The organism is Hungatella sp., assembly GCF_046966825.1.
Map to the genome: position 1 here is coordinate 44,298 of NZ_JBKVCZ010000012.1, position 17,727 is coordinate 62,024.

The 17,727-nt window shown below is 44.5% G+C and carries 17 protein-coding genes; 10 read left to right on the plus strand and 7 right to left on the minus strand.

Annotated features, from left to right (window positions below):
• Window positions 1-7: 7 nt before the first annotated feature.
• Window positions 8-847 carry a MerR family transcriptional regulator gene (locus tag ACLTD4_RS05975; protein ID WP_117622696.1) on the plus strand — a complete coding sequence of 280 codons (840 nt, stop codon included), beginning with the start codon at window positions 8-10 and terminating at the stop codon, window positions 845-847.
• Between the two features lie 122 nt (window positions 848-969).
• Here ACLTD4_RS05975 and ACLTD4_RS05980 read toward each other — a convergent pair whose 3' ends face one another.
• Complete coding sequence (locus ACLTD4_RS05980; protein WP_243008287.1) at window positions 970-1,359, minus strand: helix-turn-helix domain-containing protein; 390 nt, start codon at window positions 1,357-1,359, stop codon at window positions 970-972.
• Window positions 1,360-1,899: 540 nt separating this feature from the next.
• Between ACLTD4_RS05980 and ACLTD4_RS05985 the strand changes: the two genes are divergently transcribed.
• The 8 genes from ACLTD4_RS05985 (at window position 1,900) to ACLTD4_RS06020 (ending at window position 9,780) form a co-directional block, all read left to right on the plus strand.
• Window positions 1,900-2,070, plus strand: a complete 171-nt coding sequence (locus ACLTD4_RS05985; protein ID WP_181988617.1) for a hypothetical protein — start codon at window positions 1,900-1,902, stop codon at window positions 2,068-2,070.
• A 632-nt stretch (window positions 2,071-2,702) separates the two neighbouring features.
• Window positions 2,703-3,635, plus strand: coding sequence for a GntR family transcriptional regulator YhfZ (gene yhfZ / locus ACLTD4_RS05990; protein ID WP_117622695.1), 933 nt, complete (start codon window positions 2,703-2,705; stop codon window positions 3,633-3,635).
• Between the two features lie 335 nt (window positions 3,636-3,970).
• The gene (locus ACLTD4_RS05995; RefSeq protein ID WP_055659907.1) at window positions 3,971-4,330 is read left to right on the plus strand and encodes a PRD domain-containing protein; all 360 of its coding nucleotides are present in this window, start codon (window positions 3,971-3,973) and stop codon (window positions 4,328-4,330) included.
• 229 nt (window positions 4,331-4,559) lie between these two features.
• A complete protein-coding gene (locus ACLTD4_RS06000; protein ID WP_055659909.1) occupies window positions 4,560-5,840 on the plus strand; it encodes a YhfT family protein in 1,281 nt (426 codons plus the stop codon).
• Between the two features lie 34 nt (window positions 5,841-5,874).
• Window positions 5,875-6,231, plus strand: a complete 357-nt coding sequence (locus ACLTD4_RS06005) for a DUF2620 family protein (protein WP_055659910.1) — start codon at window positions 5,875-5,877, stop codon at window positions 6,229-6,231.
• A 79-nt stretch (window positions 6,232-6,310) separates the two neighbouring features.
• Window positions 6,311-7,408 (plus strand): aminotransferase class V-fold PLP-dependent enzyme, encoded by a 1,098-nt coding sequence (locus ACLTD4_RS06010; protein WP_412331201.1) that lies wholly within the window; start codon window positions 6,311-6,313, stop codon window positions 7,406-7,408.
• Entirely contained in the window at window positions 7,409-8,566 is a 1,158-nt protein-coding gene (locus tag ACLTD4_RS06015; protein ID WP_117622693.1) for a YhfX family PLP-dependent enzyme, read from the plus strand.
• Entirely contained in the window at window positions 8,563-9,780 is a 1,218-nt protein-coding gene (locus ACLTD4_RS06020; protein WP_117622692.1) for a phosphopentomutase, read from the plus strand. Before ACLTD4_RS06015 ends, ACLTD4_RS06020 begins: the two co-directional genes overlap by 4 nt.
• 447 nt (window positions 9,781-10,227) lie before the next feature.
• Here the strand turns inward: ACLTD4_RS06020 and ACLTD4_RS06025 are convergent, their stop codons facing one another.
• The 6 genes from ACLTD4_RS06025 to ACLTD4_RS06050 form a co-directional block, all read right to left on the minus strand.
• Window positions 10,228-11,274 (minus strand): ATP-binding cassette domain-containing protein, encoded by a 1,047-nt coding sequence (locus ACLTD4_RS06025; protein ID WP_117622691.1) that lies wholly within the window; start codon window positions 11,272-11,274, stop codon window positions 10,228-10,230.
• Window positions 11,228-12,037, minus strand: coding sequence for an ABC-2 family transporter protein (locus tag ACLTD4_RS06030; protein WP_243009736.1), 810 nt, complete (start codon window positions 12,035-12,037; stop codon window positions 11,228-11,230). The genes ACLTD4_RS06025 and ACLTD4_RS06030 overlap by 47 nt, the downstream gene beginning before the upstream one ends.
• 40 nt (window positions 12,038-12,077) lie before the next feature.
• A complete protein-coding gene (locus ACLTD4_RS06035; RefSeq protein WP_117622689.1) occupies window positions 12,078-12,908 on the minus strand; it encodes an ABC-2 family transporter protein in 831 nt (276 codons plus the stop codon).
• A 149-nt stretch (window positions 12,909-13,057) separates the two neighbouring features.
• Entirely contained in the window at window positions 13,058-13,216 is a 159-nt protein-coding gene (locus ACLTD4_RS06040) for a hypothetical protein (protein ID WP_172683672.1), read from the minus strand.
• Between the two features lie 59 nt (window positions 13,217-13,275).
• Window positions 13,276-14,394, minus strand: coding sequence for a response regulator transcription factor (locus tag ACLTD4_RS06045; RefSeq protein ID WP_117622688.1), 1,119 nt, complete (start codon window positions 14,392-14,394; stop codon window positions 13,276-13,278).
• Window positions 14,387-16,180, minus strand: a complete 1,794-nt coding sequence (locus ACLTD4_RS06050) for a sensor histidine kinase (protein ID WP_055659923.1) — start codon at window positions 16,178-16,180, stop codon at window positions 14,387-14,389. The genes ACLTD4_RS06045 and ACLTD4_RS06050 overlap by 8 nt, the downstream gene beginning before the upstream one ends.
• Before the next feature lie 223 nt (window positions 16,181-16,403).
• Between ACLTD4_RS06050 and ACLTD4_RS06055 the strand changes: the two genes are divergently transcribed.
• Complete coding sequence (locus tag ACLTD4_RS06055; protein ID WP_055659925.1) at window positions 16,404-17,711, plus strand: ABC transporter substrate-binding protein; 1,308 nt, start codon at window positions 16,404-16,406, stop codon at window positions 17,709-17,711.
• The last annotated feature ends 16 nt before the right edge of the window (window positions 17,712-17,727 follow it).

A 17,727-nucleotide genomic window follows, 5' to 3' on the forward strand; every position in this document is an offset into this window, starting at 1 on the left:
CAGCCCCATGAATAAATTATTTACTATCGGCGAGATGGCGAAGCTGTTCGGTATTAATGCGAAAACGCTGCGTTATTACGATGAAATAGGATTGATCCGTCCGGAGCATACGGACCCCATGACAGGATACCGTTATTACTCTACCGGGCAGTTTGAGCGCCTTAATACAATTAAATATTTAAGAGCACTGGATATGCCGCTGGCTAAAATTATGCGTTTTTTTGAAAACAAGGATATCGGTCAGATGATGGAGATTCTGAAAGAGCAGCAGGAGGAGGTTCTTGTAAAACGCAGAGAATTGGAACGCATAGAGCACAAGATCAGTGAACGCCTCTCACAGCTCCATGATGCACTGTATACCATATATAACCAGGTGGAGGAGGTTGCTCTGCCGGACAGAAAGCTGGCTATGCTGCGGACGGAAATTCCGGCCACGGATGATCTGGAATATTCTATCCGCCAGCTGGAACGGCAGACACAATTGGAGGCCGCCATGTTTTTGGGTAAGGTGGGCGTGTCCATTTCAATGCGTCATGTGATGTCACATAAATTCGATGAGTTCTGCTCCATATTTGTTGTGCTGGAACCTGGAGATGTCTATGACGGAGAGGCAGCGGATATTCCGGGCGGAAGATACCTAACACTGAGGTACTGTGGAACGCATACGCAGTCATCGGTCTACTATGAAAAACTTTTGTCTGAAATGAAAGTGAGAGGCTATGAACTGGCCGGAAATTCTATTGAAATTACGTTAGTGGATGCGGGTATGACAAACGATACTACACGGTTTGTAACAGAGCTGCAGCTGCCGGTGACAGTTGGGCAAGAGTATGGCCTTAGGAATTAATATAAAAAGGAATATAGCTTTTATGGTAGAGCTGCCGGCCGGCAGCTCTGCTTTTCATATGAACTGTAGTGAATAAGAGATAGTATGCAAAGATAAATAAGAAATATAAATAATGCAAATTACTATGGCTCCGTTTCTTTTGGTATATCGCTGTTGTTACGGAGACTTTCTTTGTGTTTCTGAAAGGTCTTAATCATATCAAGGACATAATCCTGTTCTTCTTTTGAAAGTAAGGTAGATAAATGATAGATCTCGGCAAGAAGATGAGCACTTCTTTCCGCGTCTTTTTCTGATTCCATGGGGCCTTCACCCTGAAGAAGCCACGAGCTGTTAATTCCCAGTTCGTAACAGATTCCCCGAATGACGAGCATTTGCGGTTCTGCTTTTTCGTGTTCAATGTTTGTGATGACACCGCGGGAGACACCAATTGCATCAGCAAGAGAATTCTGTGTATACCCTTTTGAACTGCGGGCCTGTTTGAGACGGGCACCTATTCCCATATGATACTCCATTCCGCGTAGGCGCTGCGCCATAATCGATAAGATGGTAGGACATACGCCAATCCGCCATTTAATTTAGATTAATAAAACATTTCATAAAATTCTGTGAATCCTGTACTTGGTGGTTTCGTTCAGACTTTATCTGTAATATGAATAATATACAGTGCACTTTCCAACGATTCAAAAGAAACCTTAAACGGAAAAATACATGTTACATATCAAACGCATGTGATTACGATTACTTTGGAGGTACAGGTTAAACACAAATAGGAAGCTAATTAACCATGGTAGTTTACGTATGCAGTAACGCATGCGTTGAAAATACAATGTGAGTACCGTAACAGAGGTCAGTAACAGTAATTAATCATGTATAAACAAGGTACTAAAAATCCTGATAACTAATCTTAACACGGTAAAAATGATTTGTCAAGACAAAAATGTATTGAAAAGACGGACAAACGTCTTGACAATGTGGTGGAAACATGATAGCATGTATTCATAAAACATAAAAAAGATTTATCAAGTCAAAAACCAAAGGCGGAGGATGTAGGATTGCAGTCCATAGAAAGAGATCAGGAGAAGAACCGTCCGGAATTAATCCTTGAAGAGTCTGGAAAGCTTTCTGTTAAAGAGCAGGAATGTATTCTGGCAACAATAAGAGGAATGGTGTTTACCAGAAGTTGTTTTTTAAAAAATAGTGAGTATAAAGACGAAAAAGAATGAGTTTGTTTATTGTGAAAATAAATATTTGAGTTAGGTTGGAATTATTAAATTCAGCAATAGTTATGCCCAATTCTATGCACATTTCTGAATAGTTTATAGAATTTAAGATCGAACAGTCTGTCATTATTTCATAAAACCCAATAAGGATAGAAGCTTTTATTCGTTATCTGGAGTTAATTTTTTCAGTCCATCCTGATGAGGGTGGTTTTTAATAAAATTATTGTTATTAACCATCAGCCCCTGCCGGTATAGCTTTTCGATAATATGTGCATGGTTTTTTATAATGCTGCGTTTTACCGATTATTTAATACGATTAATGTATTATGTTTGAAGCATAGGGAAGAGATAATGACCCTGGTCTTAAATATTCTGGTTTCACGCAGAATGCTTTGTATTCAGAATGATCATTTTGGCTATATTCGGAAGAATCTTTAACTCAAAATTCAGTAACGGCCTTTTGAGGAAGATGATCAGTTTAATATAATTCCAATTAACTTAAAAAATTAGTGGATATGCTGTAAAAAAACAAAGATGTAATGAGATTATTGTTGACATTGTTTGTTGAATGTGATATTGTATGAATGTACAAAATATTGAATATTGAACATAACAACAAAAAAGCAGGTATTTAGATGGGATATGAAGTTGGAAAGAGCATTTTATATCAAAAAACAGGATTAGCCAAAAGTCTGCTGGCGTTGGACTTACTGTCCAAGAATACGGGTGACAGAATACAGCCTATCTCCGAGTATCAGGAAAAGTTTGGAGTGTCCAGGGGGACTGTTCAGAATGCTTTTACATATTTAAAAGAGTGTGGTGCAGTGGTGCTTGAGCATCATGGGCATCAGGGAACCTATATAGAGAAGCTGGATTACCACAAATTACAGGAAAACTGTATGAGAAAAGAGCTGTTGGGTATCATGCCGCTGCCATATTCTCTAACTTATGAGGGATTTGCTACAGCTATTTACTCGGAACTGGATGAACTTAACTTTAATATGGCTTATGCGAGAGGTGCAGTTGGAAGAATTGAACTTGTGGAGTCGGGAACCTATCAGTTTGCCATTTGTTCCCGCTATGCAGCGGAACAATCCATAAGCAGCGGCAAGAAGATAGAGATAGCCTTTGATTTCGGACAGGGTAGTTTTCTTTCAAAACACGTGCTCTTATTGGCTGATGAATCAAAAGATGGTATCTGTGATGGAATGAAGGTTGCGTACGACAGCAAGTCCCTTGACCAAAGCAGGATTACGGATAATATCGTCAAGGGAAAAAAGATAACACTGATACCGATCAGGACACAGCAGACGATTGGTGCTCTGATAGATGGTACCATAGATGCTGGAGTATGGAACTATGACGACGTGTTGGAAAATCATCACGACAGGCTCAAAGTGGTTTCATTGGCTGAAACAGACTATAATAATTCTTTTTCGACTGCTGTCCTGGTGATAAAATCAGGTGACGAAGCATTGAAGGCACTGCTTAAAAAATATATAAGTGTGGAACGTGTACTGGGAATTCTTTCTGAGGTCAGAGAGAAGAGGCGGGAGCCATTTTTCTGATGTAAAAGAAATAATTCCAGTGGGCTCGAATACCCTGTATCAGTATATCAGGATATCGTTTTATTGGTAATGCAGCCGGTTAGCCGTAGTATAGATATCGCGAGGATTACAGCCGCGGTATCTATACAATATAAGCAACAACGTGATATTTATACCATATAACCAACAGCCAAACTGCGAGTTTGCCTTTGATGGTGGTAACAAATAATCCAGCGTTCAGGTGTACGAACAGCCGTAACGCAATGAATTGGAATATAGCCGTCAAAAAGGGTATAGCAGAAATATTTTATATGAATGTACAAAATATTGTATATTAAAGAAGGAGGAGGAGTATTATGAATCTGGAGGAATCCTTAAATCAGCGTCTCGAGATTCTTTTAAGCAGCGGTGTCATAACACAGAGCATTTCTGATTATTCGAAAACAGTGGTGAAGCTGCTGATTAATCAAAAACCGGAGGCAGACAGTGACAGGGCTGCTATGTTTATTACGCATCTGGCCATGGCCGGGCAGAGGATCTTAGAGGGAAAGGAGGAAAAGCCGCTGGATGGCCAGATTTTAGAGACAGTGAAGCAGGAGCCAGTTTATGGCAGTGCATTGGATTTTTTGACATACATGCTGAATCAGACTGATCTGGAATTTCCAGATACGGAAAAGGATTTTTTAACGGTTCATCTATGTAACCTGTTTATGTGATGGTTTGGAAGGTTGTAAGGCAGTAATGCACTAATGTAAAGCGTATGCTGACGGGGATGAGATACTTCAGTAAATTGAATGTAAAAGAGAAGGAGATAAAGATGGGGACAGGAAAAGAAGGATAGGAAGAATCGTATAATAAAAGAGAGAAGTAAACGCAAAATAAAAAGGCAAGAAATGCATTTACATATGGGAGTTTTGAAAACTATAAATTTTAGGAGGGAAAAATATGCGTTATATAGTTATATTTTTAGCCGGCGCGTTTGGGGCACTTTTAGCTAACAGGGGTATTGCGGTTTTTAATGATGCGGTAAGACCGGTTGTTCCGGAATACCGGGAGGGACGTATGACAAGGCTGGAATTTGCAACGACGACGTTTGCCTTAAGTTTCGGTCTGGTCATTGGATTTGGAATACCGTATTCTATTATGTCACCCATTATACTTGTCCATTCTCTATGGCTGGGAACCGATGTTATCGGCATTTTCTTCCCGGCAAAGAATATTGAAAAATGGTATCTGGACAAAGAGAGTCTGATTGGTGCGGGTCTTTCCGTTCTGGTAGGCGGTCTGTACGGAGTGCTGCTGCTGGCAGGTCTCCAGGGGTTTGTCAATATGATGCAGGCTCTGCCGGTTAATGTATTTGATGCATGGCAGAATATTTCAGGCCCGGTTATTTCTGCATTTATTGCATTCCCGTGTGTTGTGATTACCATGGATTACGGTTGGAAAAAGGGTCTGGCATCGCTGGTTGCATCTGTGTTGCTTCGGCAGATCATGGTATTTATAGGAAAAGGAGATATTGCTGATGGTGTTGCCCTGTTAACCGGTCTTGTTCTTATTATTGTATTTGCAGTAAGGGATAAATCCGAATCAACAGGAAATCTGGCTTCTATTTTTGGAGATCGTGTAAAGAATATTAGAAAGAACATTATCTGGATTGCCATTATGGGCGCAATCTATGGACTTGCCTGCAATATGCATCTCCTGATGGAAGGTCCACAGTCCCTGGTTGCGTTAAAGGATGGAAATATTTCTTCTGCAGTCAGCATCAGCTTCGCGAGAGCATTATCCTTTATTCCTTTAAAGGCATTGACTTCCCTGACAACAGGTACTTTCGTGACGGATGGATTTGGATTTACCGCAACAGCAGGTCTTCTGGCACCGAACGGAGTGCTGGCAGCGGTATTTGGTGCAGTGGTAATGTCTCTGGAGGCATTGTCTCTGGCAGTAGTTGCAAAACTGTTTGATAAGGTTCCAAGTATAAAAAAATCAGCTGACAGTATCCGTGTTGCGATGACCAAGCTACTGGAGGTAGCCATACTGGTGGGCTCCATGTCGGCAGCGGAGGGCATGGCACCTGGATTTGGATTTTTGGTAGTCGGCGGTTTCTTTGTCATGAATGAGTATTTTAAGAAACCGATTGTGCGGATGGCGGTAGGGCCAATTGCCGTAATCGCAGTAGGAGTTCTGGTCAATGTACTGGCAGTTGTAGGTTTGTACAGCGTTTAATATTATACAGTGACGCGTGAAAGGAGCAGTCAGCATGAAGATAGTAATTGGCGGACAGATGGGAAAAGAAGAGATAAAAGAACTGGCAGTCACGGCTATGGGAGATGAAGGTGAAGTCGTCATCAAGGACGATGTGGCTGCGGCTATGGATGTAAAGGGCGGGAAGGCCGATTTATATCTGGGAGCGTGTATGACTGGAGGCGGAGGTGCGCTTGCGATGGCCATTGCCATTCTGGGCTATGGAACGTGTATGACAGTAGCCGATGCGGATGAAAATACCATTAGAAAGGCACTGGAATCGGGAAAGAAAGCATTTGGGTTTACTCCTTCCATATCGAAAACGGTGGTTCCGGTAATTGTAAGGCTTGCGAAAGAAGTCATGTGTAATTGAGAAACCGGATATTGCATTGCACAATCAAGGTCACATAGCATCTGCGATCAGCGCAATGCAGTACAGGCAGAAAGGAGAAATGATGCAGACATATCCGTTACAGAGCATGTCCATGGAAGCGGCAGTTAGGCTTCAATTTCTTGTGGTGGACTGCATGACAAAAGTATTTGAGGGGCATGAATCGCTGACCAGGGGAGATTTGGGTGTTGTCATGGGCCTTAATAAACCGGTGACGACCTGGAAGGCCGAAAAGGTGATTGCCGATGTATTTGGCGCGGAGGCGTGTATCCTGGTACGGGGGGCGGGAAGTGCCGCAATTCGTTTTGGACTTCATTCCATGATGAGGTCCGGCGACCGGATCCTGGTACACAGGGCGCCTATCTATAATACTACGGCGGCGTCTCTCGAAATGATGGGAATTGACGCGGTGGAAGCCGACTTTAATGAACTGGAAGAGCTTCGCCGGGTCCTGAAGGAGAATCCGGATATCAGGGGTACGCTGGTTCAGTATACGAGACAGCTGCCGGAAGACCGTTACAATATGCATGAGGTGGTGCGTGTGATCAAAGAGACCGCTGATATCCCTGTGCTGACCGACGACAATTATGCGGCCATGAAGGTAAAAGAGATTGGTGTACAGTGCGGAGCGGATCTTTCCTGCTTTTCAGCATTTAAACTGCTGGGTCCGGAAGGTGTAGGCGTAATCGTTGGAAAACAAGAACTGATTGACAGGCTGGTTAAAGAGAGCTATTCCGGCGGTATGCAGGTACAGGGCCATGAAGCGCTCGATGTTCTGCATGGATTGGTTTATGCGCCGGTAGCACTGGCTCTTCAGGCGCAGGTCAATGAGGAATGTGTCAGACGCCTGAACAGCGGTGAAATACCGGCAGTAAAGCAGGCATTTCTGGCAAACGCCCAGTCTAAAGTCCTTCTAGTGGAGTTCAGGGAAGATATCGCTGGACAGGTGTTGGAGGAAGCTGAAAAATATGGTGCTGCGCCCAATCCCGTGGGTGCGGAATCCAAATATGAGATGGTACCCATGTTTTACCGGATATCCGGCACGTTTCGGAAGGCAGATCCGGAACTGGAGCATCGGATGATACGTATTAATCCTATGAGAGCCGGAGCCGACACTATTTTGAGAATCATAAGAGAATCTGTAGAAAGAGTGGTGTAAATGTTCCTGGAACAAACAGTAAAACGGAATTCCGAACTGGTTCGCCTGGCATTCAGCCTTCATCAAAAGGGAGTAATAGCGCCGGATTCTTATCTCATCGACGTGGATACCTTTCTGCAAAATGCGGCCGAAATGTTGGCGTGTTCCAAACGAAATGACGTAAAACTCTATTTTATGCTAAAACAGTTGGGTCGTAATCCCTATCTGGCCAGGGAACTCATGCGCCTGGGATACTCCGGCGCGGTGGCAGTTGACTATAAAGAGGCTGCCGTGATGATGGAGCATGGGATTCCCATTGGAAACGTGGGACATCTGGTTCAGATACCGACGGCTTTAGTGAGACAGATTGTCTCCTGCCGCCCGGAGGTAATCACGGTCTACTCTGAGGAGAAGATCCGCCAGATCGATCAGGCTGCGTCGGAATTGGGGGTAATCCAGGAGATTCTTTTGCGGGTATATGGGGATGGAGATATGATCTATTCCGGCCAGACTGCCGGTTTTAAGCTGAATACATTGAAGGAACTGGTGAGCCGTATCGTTGTTTCAAGCCCTCATGTGAGAATCGCGGGTGTGACTTCCTTTCCCTGTTACCTGTATGACGAAGAACTGGATGACATTATACCTACGGCCAATTTACAGACTGTAAAAAAGGCGGCGGCCATTTTGGAGGCGCAGGGAATAATCTGCCGTATCATCAATACGCCATCTGCAACCTGCTGTCGGACGATTGAACGCATGAAGCAGGACGGAGGAAATTGCGGCGAACCGGGACACGGATTCTCCGGGACGACGCCCATGCATGCCGCCCATGAGCAGCCAGAGAAACCATGCGTGGTTTACATAAGTGAAATATCACATAATTTTGAAGGCCGCGGATACTGTTTTGGAGGCGGCCATTACAGGCGTTCCCATATGAAGAATGCGTTAGTGGGAGAAAATCTCCTAAGCGCAAGACATGTGGAAGTAATTCCGCCTTCGGATGACAGCATTGATTACCATTTTGGATTATCGAAAGAGTGCCCTGTCGGCCAAACCGTGGTGATGGCATTTCGATATCAGATATTTGTAACCCGATCAGACGTCGTTTTAGTCACCGGACTTAGAAAGGGCGCGCCGAGGATTGAAGGAATCTATGACAGCGCGGGCAGAGAAAAATGAGAAAGCGATTTATCGTTATTGTATTGGATGGATTTGGAATCGGGGCCATGAAAGATGCCCATATCGTGAGGCCGGGGGATGAAACGGCCAATACACTGGAAAGTATTTTAAAGGACTGTCCCGATATGAAGCTGCCGGTTTTGGAACGGCTGGGGCTGATGAATGCATATGGAAGGGAAAGCAGAAATATGAAATTCAGCCCCGCCGCCAATTTTGGACGATGCGAACTGATGCACTATGGCGCGGATACATTTATGGGCCATCAGGAGATCATGGGAACGCTTCCGAAAAAGCCGGAGGCTCATCCGTTTTTGGATAAGGCGGAAGAGGTCAAAAGGCATTTGATACAGAACGGCCATGAGGTCCGCGTGATCGAGAAGCAGGGATTGAAATATCTGTTGGTCGATCAGTATGCTACTGTGGCAGACAATCTGGAGGCAGATCCGGGTATGTGTTACAATGTGACTGCACCGCTTGATTTTATGCCGTTTGATAAAGAATTGGAGATTGCCCGTCTGGTCCGTGAGGTAGTAACTGTGGGGCGGGTCATTGTGTTTGGCGGAACTGGCAATACAATGGATGACTTGTGGAATGCGGAAGAGATAAAGCTTGGAAAATATATTGGCATCGCTTCCGCAAAATCGAGATCCTATGAACATGGCTATCAGTGCAGGCATCTGGGCTATGGAGTGGATAAAAATGTACAGGCCCCTACAATACTGACAAACGCAGGATTTGACTGCACACTCATTGGTAAAGTGGCAGATATTGTGGCAAATGACGGCGGTGCGAGTATCTCCTGTGTGCCGACAGAGGAGGTGATGCGGCTTACTGTCCAGGCAGTAAAGAGCATGGAAGAAGGTTTTATCTGTACAAATGTACAGGAGACTGATCTTGCAGGCCATTCACAGTCTGCGGCGGCTTACCGGGAGATACTTGAGATCGCCGACCAGGGAATCGGCGCGGTGCTGGAAGAAATGACAGCAGAAGATATCCTGGTGGTCATGGCGGATCATGGCAATGATCCCGATATCGGTCACAGCCGTCATACGAGGGAATGCGTGCCCTTACTCATTTATAAAAGGGGGATGAGCGGCTGTGAAACAGGCACCAGAAAGACGCTCTCAGATGTTGGTGCGTCAGTATGCGCCTGCTTTGGGGTGAAGAGTCCACAGAATGGAACTTCATTTATGACAGACTTCAGTTTATTATGAATGGTAAGAACTGAATGTAACGTGCTGATCGAGAAATTAGAATGAGATTCAGAAAAATGGCTGAAAATCCGCCTGAAAAATCCAGAATGAGATTCGGAAAAGCTTGAAATCAAGGTTTAAATTGATTATAATAAAAATGTAGAAGGAACAACCGCCCACAAAGTGGTTGACCTGGTTAATAAGTTACATTCATAGAAATGCCACCCACTGACCTGTCAAAGTATAGAGGGTGGTTTTTCTATGCTTTAAATAAGCACTATCGACAGAACGTAAAAACGAAAGTCAGCAATGCCAGGATGAACAGCCCAAAAGTCATTAAGTCCTTAAAGTCAAATTTCACCCGCACCACCTCCATTCTATGTAGAAAGGAGGTCAACCACCCTGTAACACGATTGTTCCATGAAAATAGTTTACCGGTGGTGAACTACTTCTTTTATCCTCTGCTTTCTACGACTTTTTCCAGCTTAAATACAGTCTCGCTATCACATCCTCAATAGGAGCTCTTCTGATTTCCACATCTTCGATTCCCTGAAATCCCGCAAGATTACCCAGAACCTCATGGATTTCCGTCTGGCTTCGGTTAAACTCATATTCGTATATGCCCTCATTGGAAGAAAGCAGCTGCAGCCCCGGGATTGTGGGAGCGGTTAATGCTTTATCAGATGTTAAAGACTGCTTTTTAGAGTCTGGATTCTTCATGGTGACAACAATGCGTGAGCAGGCGCCGGCCGTATTTCTGAGCTTGTCAAAATTTCCGTCAAATGCAATCTGCCCCTTGTTGAGCAGAATAATCCGCTGTGCCATTTCCTCCAGATCATCCATGTCATGGCTTGTGACGACAATGGTGGTTCCGCATTCCCGGTTAATTTCCTTTAAAAAATGTATCATCTGCTGTTTGGCCAGCACGTCGAGGCCGAGAGTCGGCTCATCCAGAAATATGACGGAGGGGTCGTGCAGCAGCAGCATCCCAATGTCTGCCCGCATACGCTGGCCCAGGCTCAGTTCCCTGGCAAAGGTGCGCAGGATGTCTTCCAGATCGAGCAGTTCTGTCACCAGGGAAAGGTTCTTTTTATATATATCCTCCGGGATGCCCCACACCTCTTTTTTCCATTCAAAGCTGGTAATGATGGGATGATCCCACCACAGCTCTGTTCTCTGTCCAAACAGTACACCGATATGGCGCATCAGCTCAATTCTGTCAGTGACCGGGCTTAAGCCGGATACGGATACTGTGCCCTCAGAAGGACTCAAGATGCCGGAGAGAATCTTTATGGTCGTGCTCTTGCCGGCTCCGTTGGCCCCGGCGTAGGCGACAAACTCGCCTGGAGCCACTTCAAAGGAAAGATGGTCGAGAGCGGTGATGATGCGTTTCTGTGGGTGAAGCATATTTTTTAAGATATCCCGGGCGTGACCGCTTCTCTGCCATTGGGAGTATTGTTTTGTAACATTATCTATGACCAAAGCCGGAGTATCGTGGTGAACCATTGACTGCATAATATTTCATTCCTTTCTTAAATACATAAATTGTGAGTAGTGACAATGCAAACGCCGCTGTCGGCAGATAACATGCCTGCAGGAGCATGGGAAGGCCAAATTCGCCGTAGCCTGCCTTTAAAAGCAGCGCCGATGGAAACCAGGCCGCCAGTCCCACTGGGAGTACGGTCAGGAACAGCCGTCTTACTGAATGGCTCATCGTACCTAACGGATAAGTCTTCAGAGATGTAAATAAATCCTTGCCCACCTGGGCGATCTCCTCGGCTGCCGCGGGTGCGTAAAATGCGGCGCAGGACAGCAGGGTCATAAAGGAGATAATCAGAGCTGTAGCGCTTACTGCATAAATAAGCAGCAGCATAAGCCATGGCATCGTGACGGATATGGGTAGCCGGTTGACAGCATATGTGGTCAGTCCAATCCCGCATATAAGCATGCTGCTTCCTGAAAGCGGGGAGAATCCCTGGGCCAGCAGCTCCGCCCATATGGGAACTGGCTGTATCATGACGTGATCCAGTTGACCTCGCCCGATAATACGGCTTATCATGGCTGTATTATTTCCAATAAAAAACATCATATAAACTCCGTCAACGAGGGTGGAGAAGCCCATCATAAAGAGAATCTCCGCCTGATTCATACCGCCGAAGCCGCCGAATTTTTCGGACAGAAGGAATACGCCGGCGATGGTGCAGCAAGCGCATATAGTATCTGAAACGATCTGAAGCAGACAGTAGCGAGTGTCCCGAAGGAACCATAAAAGATCCATTTTTGTATATTGCCTGTAGAGGCGTAAAAGTATTTTTAAATTATCCACCAAAAGAGATCATCCTTTCTTTACTTTTCTTGAACACCCTGGCCGCGGCGATCCACAGAACGATATTCCAGACGAGCTGCAGCCCGATGGTACTTAAAGGAGCAGCGGCCGTTCCGGTATAGATCGTGAGCGGCGCATGGGCGATGGAGCCAAAGGGGAGGAAGGAAAAGACCTGATCCAGTCCCCAGGGAAACAGGGCGAAGGGGATCATTTCCCCCGACAGGAGGGAAAATGCCGCCTCTCGTATATTGTTTGCTACCCAGCAGCCATTTTTCAGGAACATGGCAAAGGCGGCAAATAATAAGTCCATGGCAAATCCAAGAGAAGCTGAAAGTGCCAGACTGATGAGCGCCAAAGCTCCGGATGTCAAATCCGCCGGCGCCGGATTCACGCCCAGAAACGGGGCGATAATCAGCAGAGGGAGGCCGAAAAACAGAAAATTCGGAATCCACCATCGTCCGATCGTCTCAGCGATAAAGCTTATGGGAACGGGAACCGGCCTGGTAAAACGTCCAATGACAGAACCTTCCCACAGCGAGGCGGTGGCTGGTGAAACAATATTTAATTCCTGATGCAATACGGTCGACATCAGAGTGTATGTCATCAGCTGATTTAACGCCATGCCGCCTAAATTGGCACCTTCCCGGTCTAGGGCGGTCCAGATAAAAATAAGCATGACAAACTGTACGGCAGAAACAAGGTATCCGCCTGTGATACACAGGATGCCGCCGTCAAAAATTTGTTTTGTACACATCAAAATAGTGGAGACAATGGCGCGGGGCCCGCAGCCATGTCCGGCAAGAAATGTCCTAAATTTATTCATGATAAAACTACCTTTCTAAAAATGGAATAATAGAACCCATTTTCCGAAAAGGGCAGATTTTTTATGTGACAGGAACATGATTCCATCACATAAAAATACCCAAAAGCGTAGACGCCTTCGGGTAAATAAATCATCATGAAAACCAGTTGTTAGGACAGCCGGAGAATCGATGAATTTGAAGGGTAGACGCTGCAGTTATCGTAAAAATGGGCGCACTGATACACGGAAGCGTCATTTTTATACGTAATGACAGCGACATTGTCAATATTTGACCATAATGTTGTAGCCTCGATTGTGATGCAATGCATAGCGTCCACCTCCTTTTTTCGAAATATTTGTTTCAGCATACCATGGAAGAGAGGAGGAGTCAAGAATATATTTTGCGATATCTAGATGGGGTCATACCAGTTGCTTTTTTAAATACAGTTGAAAAATATTTTTCATCACGGAAGCCCGTTTCGTATGCAATCTCATAATTTTTAAGACCTGTTTCTTTCAAAAGACGACAGGCCTGTTCGACTCGGTACTGCGTCAAATAATCCAGGAAATTAACACCGGTCTGAACCTTGAAGATCAAACTTAAATAGGCTGGAGTTATGTGAATATGGCCAGCGAGAACATTTAAATCAATGGTTTCACTATAATGCTGGTGAATATAGTCAACGGCGGCGCGGACAGAAACGCTTTTTTCGGATTTTATGCGAATGCTGTCCACAATTTGAGATATTACGGCATCGGTGATTTTTTCCAGATCCTTTAGTGTTGTAAAACAAGCCATCTGTTTGTAATCGATCAGTGCGTATAATTCAGAGGGAATTGACAGTGAACAGTCCTTACAAAGCTTCATAACATCCAGCATCAATGAGAGAAAATGATTGATAATAATGTTTTTTGTTCGGGGATACGCTTCAATTGATTGGAATATATTCTGCAACAGCTCCTGGGATTTCCGGGAGTCTCCTGCTCCTATAAATTCTAAGAGTCTCTTCTTTTGCGTTTCAAATTGCATATATTGCGCATCTGTAAACGCTGGAGAATCCTGGGCCAGATCAACGAGATCGTCAAAAAAGGGTTGACCGATTCCTCGCAGAAGGTTCTGATGCTCCAGATCCTGGAGAAGCATTTTTTTACAGTTATTAATGCTGCTTATAATATCCTCCATACGACATGGCTTCAGCAGATAATCGGAGACGCCATACTTAAGGGCTGTCTGGGCATAAGAAAATTCATCGTACCCGCTCAGGATGATCGTTCGAACGTTTAACTGTTTATCATGAATATATTTTACAACCCCCAATCCGTCTAAAAGCGGCATGCGGACATCCAGCAGGGCTATATCCGGATGTTCGGCTTCGATAATCTCTATGGCCTCTTTTCCGTTAGTGGCTTCTGAACAGAGAAGGATGTCGTAATCTATCCAGGGAATCGTACGCCGGATTGCATTGCTGGTATCGGTTTCGTCGTCTGCTATTAACAGTTTAAGCATATTCTCCCTCCTGTAATGCTGGCAGAATCAGAGTGACAGTGGTTCCCAGGCCCTTATTGCTGGTTATGGTCATGGTAAAATTGTTCTGATAGATAATGCGCAGACGCTCTCTTACATTATGCAGAGCATAACCTCCGGTGGTGGTAGACTGGTTTGTACCATCGCGGAGAGCGGTGAGGACCTGGGTCTCCATCCCCACTCCATTGTCACTCATTCGAAAGTGCAGTTTGTCAGCCTGTAAGAAACACGATACCGTTACGGATCCCTGTTCACCTTTGGGTTCCAGGCCATGGTAAATCGCATTTTCAACGATTGGCTGAAGGATGAGCTTTGGAATAAAAAGAGTCTTTGCGTTTTCTGCCAAATCAATTTGATACGTAATCTTACTCCCATATCTTAGTTGCTGCAGCCTTAAATACTGTTCAAGAAACTGAAATTCGTGGTCCACCGTTACGTAACGGTTTCCTTTATTTAAGCTGGTTCGGAACAGATTGGATAGAGTCCACACCATTTCAGCAATTTCAGTCTCCCCCTTTGCAAGTGTTTTCCAGTAGATAGAATCCAGAGTATTGTAGAGAAAGTGAGGATTAATCTGGCTCTGAAGGGCATTTAATTCTGCTTCCTGTTCTCTGATCTGGAGAACATAGACTCTATCGATCAACTCGGCCAGGCTTTTTACCATCTCGTTGTAACCATTGCCAAGCTGTCCGATTTCATCTCTGTAATGAAAGGATATAGAAGAGTCAAAATTACCGTTTTCAAACGAATGCATGGCGGCCAGCAGTTTTCGGATGGGTCGTATGATCAGGAGAGATGCAAACAGTACCAGAGGAAGAGAAAGCAAAAGTGCTGTAAAACAGAATGGAATGAGGTAATTGGCGGAATTGTCAATGCTTTTTGTAAGCAATGCGGTTGGTACTCCATAAAGATAGGTCCAGCCTGTTTTTTCATCCGTTATATGGCTTAAAAGAAGCGTGTTTTTTGATGATTCGTAGATTTCCACACCGTTTTTCTCTGTCTGATACTGAAGAAGTTTATCTTGAGGCAGTTGTGACAGGTTGGCGTTACCAGTTCCTGATATAAGGCTTCCTGCTTTGCTGAAGATGGCAATACCGCCTTCATTCATATTAATTCCCCGGGTGTACTCCCGGCGCAGTGCGGGTTCGCTGATGCCGACCACGATCAATCCCATATTTTCATAGGTATTGTACTCCCTTATCATACGGATCATAAAAATACGGTTGTATTTATTATTAGCTGCAAAGAGGTATGTTTCATCTGAGTTTTCCAGCCATACAGGCTTTCCTTTTGCAGCTTTTGCAGCCTGAAAAAATTCTGTATGGGACAGTTCTTCATAGTCGGGAAGGGAAAAACGACTGTCAATTGTTCGAATAAATGGAACAGAGTTATTTTGAAAGCCGCAGACGGAGAGCGAAGAGACATAATCCTTGGAGGTAATAAGATTGACTGCGTTTTTCAGACTGGAGTCGATATACATTTTCTGTGTCTCGCTGGTGGCAGAATCATAGGGCTGAATGTAAGCCTGTACCTGTGGCTGAACCATAAGCTGCGTCGTCATGTCTTCAATTTCACGCCGCAGAAACAGAACATTGGAGTTAATCTGTTCCAGGAGATAGAGATTGGCATTGCCAACATTTTCCATAAGGTTAGCGGCGGCAATCCTGTTATTATAGTAGTAAAAAGACATGGATAATAATGCCAGGAAAAAATAAAACATAATCAGTAGTTTGTACTTAATACTGAGATTTAGGTACCATTTTTTCATAAAATATGTCTCCTCGCCATATATGACTTACTATATTGTACCATTAAATATTTTGTGAGTAAATATAAAGAGGAGAATCGAATAAAACTGTAAAAGAATTTAAACCTTTTTATAAATTTCATACCTGTTAAACGAAAATAAATCCAGATAAAATATAGGTATACGGAACGAGATCACAATTTTTGCAGAAACATTGGAAACTGCACAGGAAAAGGAGGATTTTATGAAAAAGTTTAAGCTTGTGATGATGTTGGCGGCAGTTCTGTCCATGGTTATGATGACTGGGTGCCAGCAGACGAAAGGAGGTAGTGACCAGGGAGGCAGCGAAAAAACAACGGCGGCAGCAGAGAGCAAAAAAGAGGCGCCGGAGTCTGATACGACCATTACTGTTGCTTTGATGTCGAATGACTGGTTAGATGCGGCGGAACAGATTGCCAGTGATTTTACTCAGAAATACGGAATTAAGGTTGAATATACGCCAATGCCCGGTGAGGTAGAGGAGTATTTGCAGCCTAAGGCAGCGGCCGGCACGCTTCCCGATGTGATGTCAATCAATGCAGGCTCGTTTGGCGCAGATTTAGCAGAAAACGGCCTGATCATTGATCTGGCAGAGATTGATGCGGCAAAAAATATGGTTGAAAGTCTAAAACCGGTTTTTACCTCGGAAAGCGGAAAATTGTTTGGAGTGGCAGGGGGCCTGTCTTCGACACTGATCTATTACAACAAGAATATTTTTGAGGATGCCGGAATCACGAAAGAACCAGAGAACTGGAATGAATTTCTTCAAGTCTGCCAGACCTTAAAGGATAAAGGATACGCGCCGCTTGCGGTTGCCATGGGAGATGGCGCTATATCCAATACAGCCTGGAGCACAGGAAATGCGGTGGAAGTGGCATCTCAAAATCCTGACTACATAAAAGAGATTGCAGCCGGTACCTTCCAGTTTGATACACCTGAGCAGGCCAGGATTTTTGAACGGGTTAAGATTTTGAATGATAATGGATATTTGCTAACCGGTTCGGTCAGTGCGATGGTTTCCACTCTCCTCGATTCCTTTAAACAGGAAAAAGCAGCTATGTGTTTTCAGGGGATCTGGATGGCAGGTTCTTTCATGGAAAGCCCATTTGATGTGGGGATGATGGTGCCACCGTGGAACATGGAAGGCCAGAAACAGGCAGTTGTTCTTGGAACGGAAACAGGATTTGCAGTCGCTGATGGGCCGAATAAAGAGGCTGCTATTAAATTCGTCAATTATATTGCAAATGAAGAGGGTTTTTATACGTATCAGCAGTCAAGAGGCAGTATTCCGTCTCTGATTGAATATGATCAGGACAAGGTGAAGATGACGGACGAAGTAAAGGAATATGTGGACAGGCTGATGGAGATTGAAGTAACAGGGGCGTACTGGTTTGAAATTTTGCCGCCATCCGTTTATGCACGTCTTCCGCAGACCTTTCAACAGGTGGCGACAGATGAGATATCACCGGAGGATGCCGCCAAGATTTTACAGGATTTGTATACAGCGAAATAAAACACAGATTTTAGCG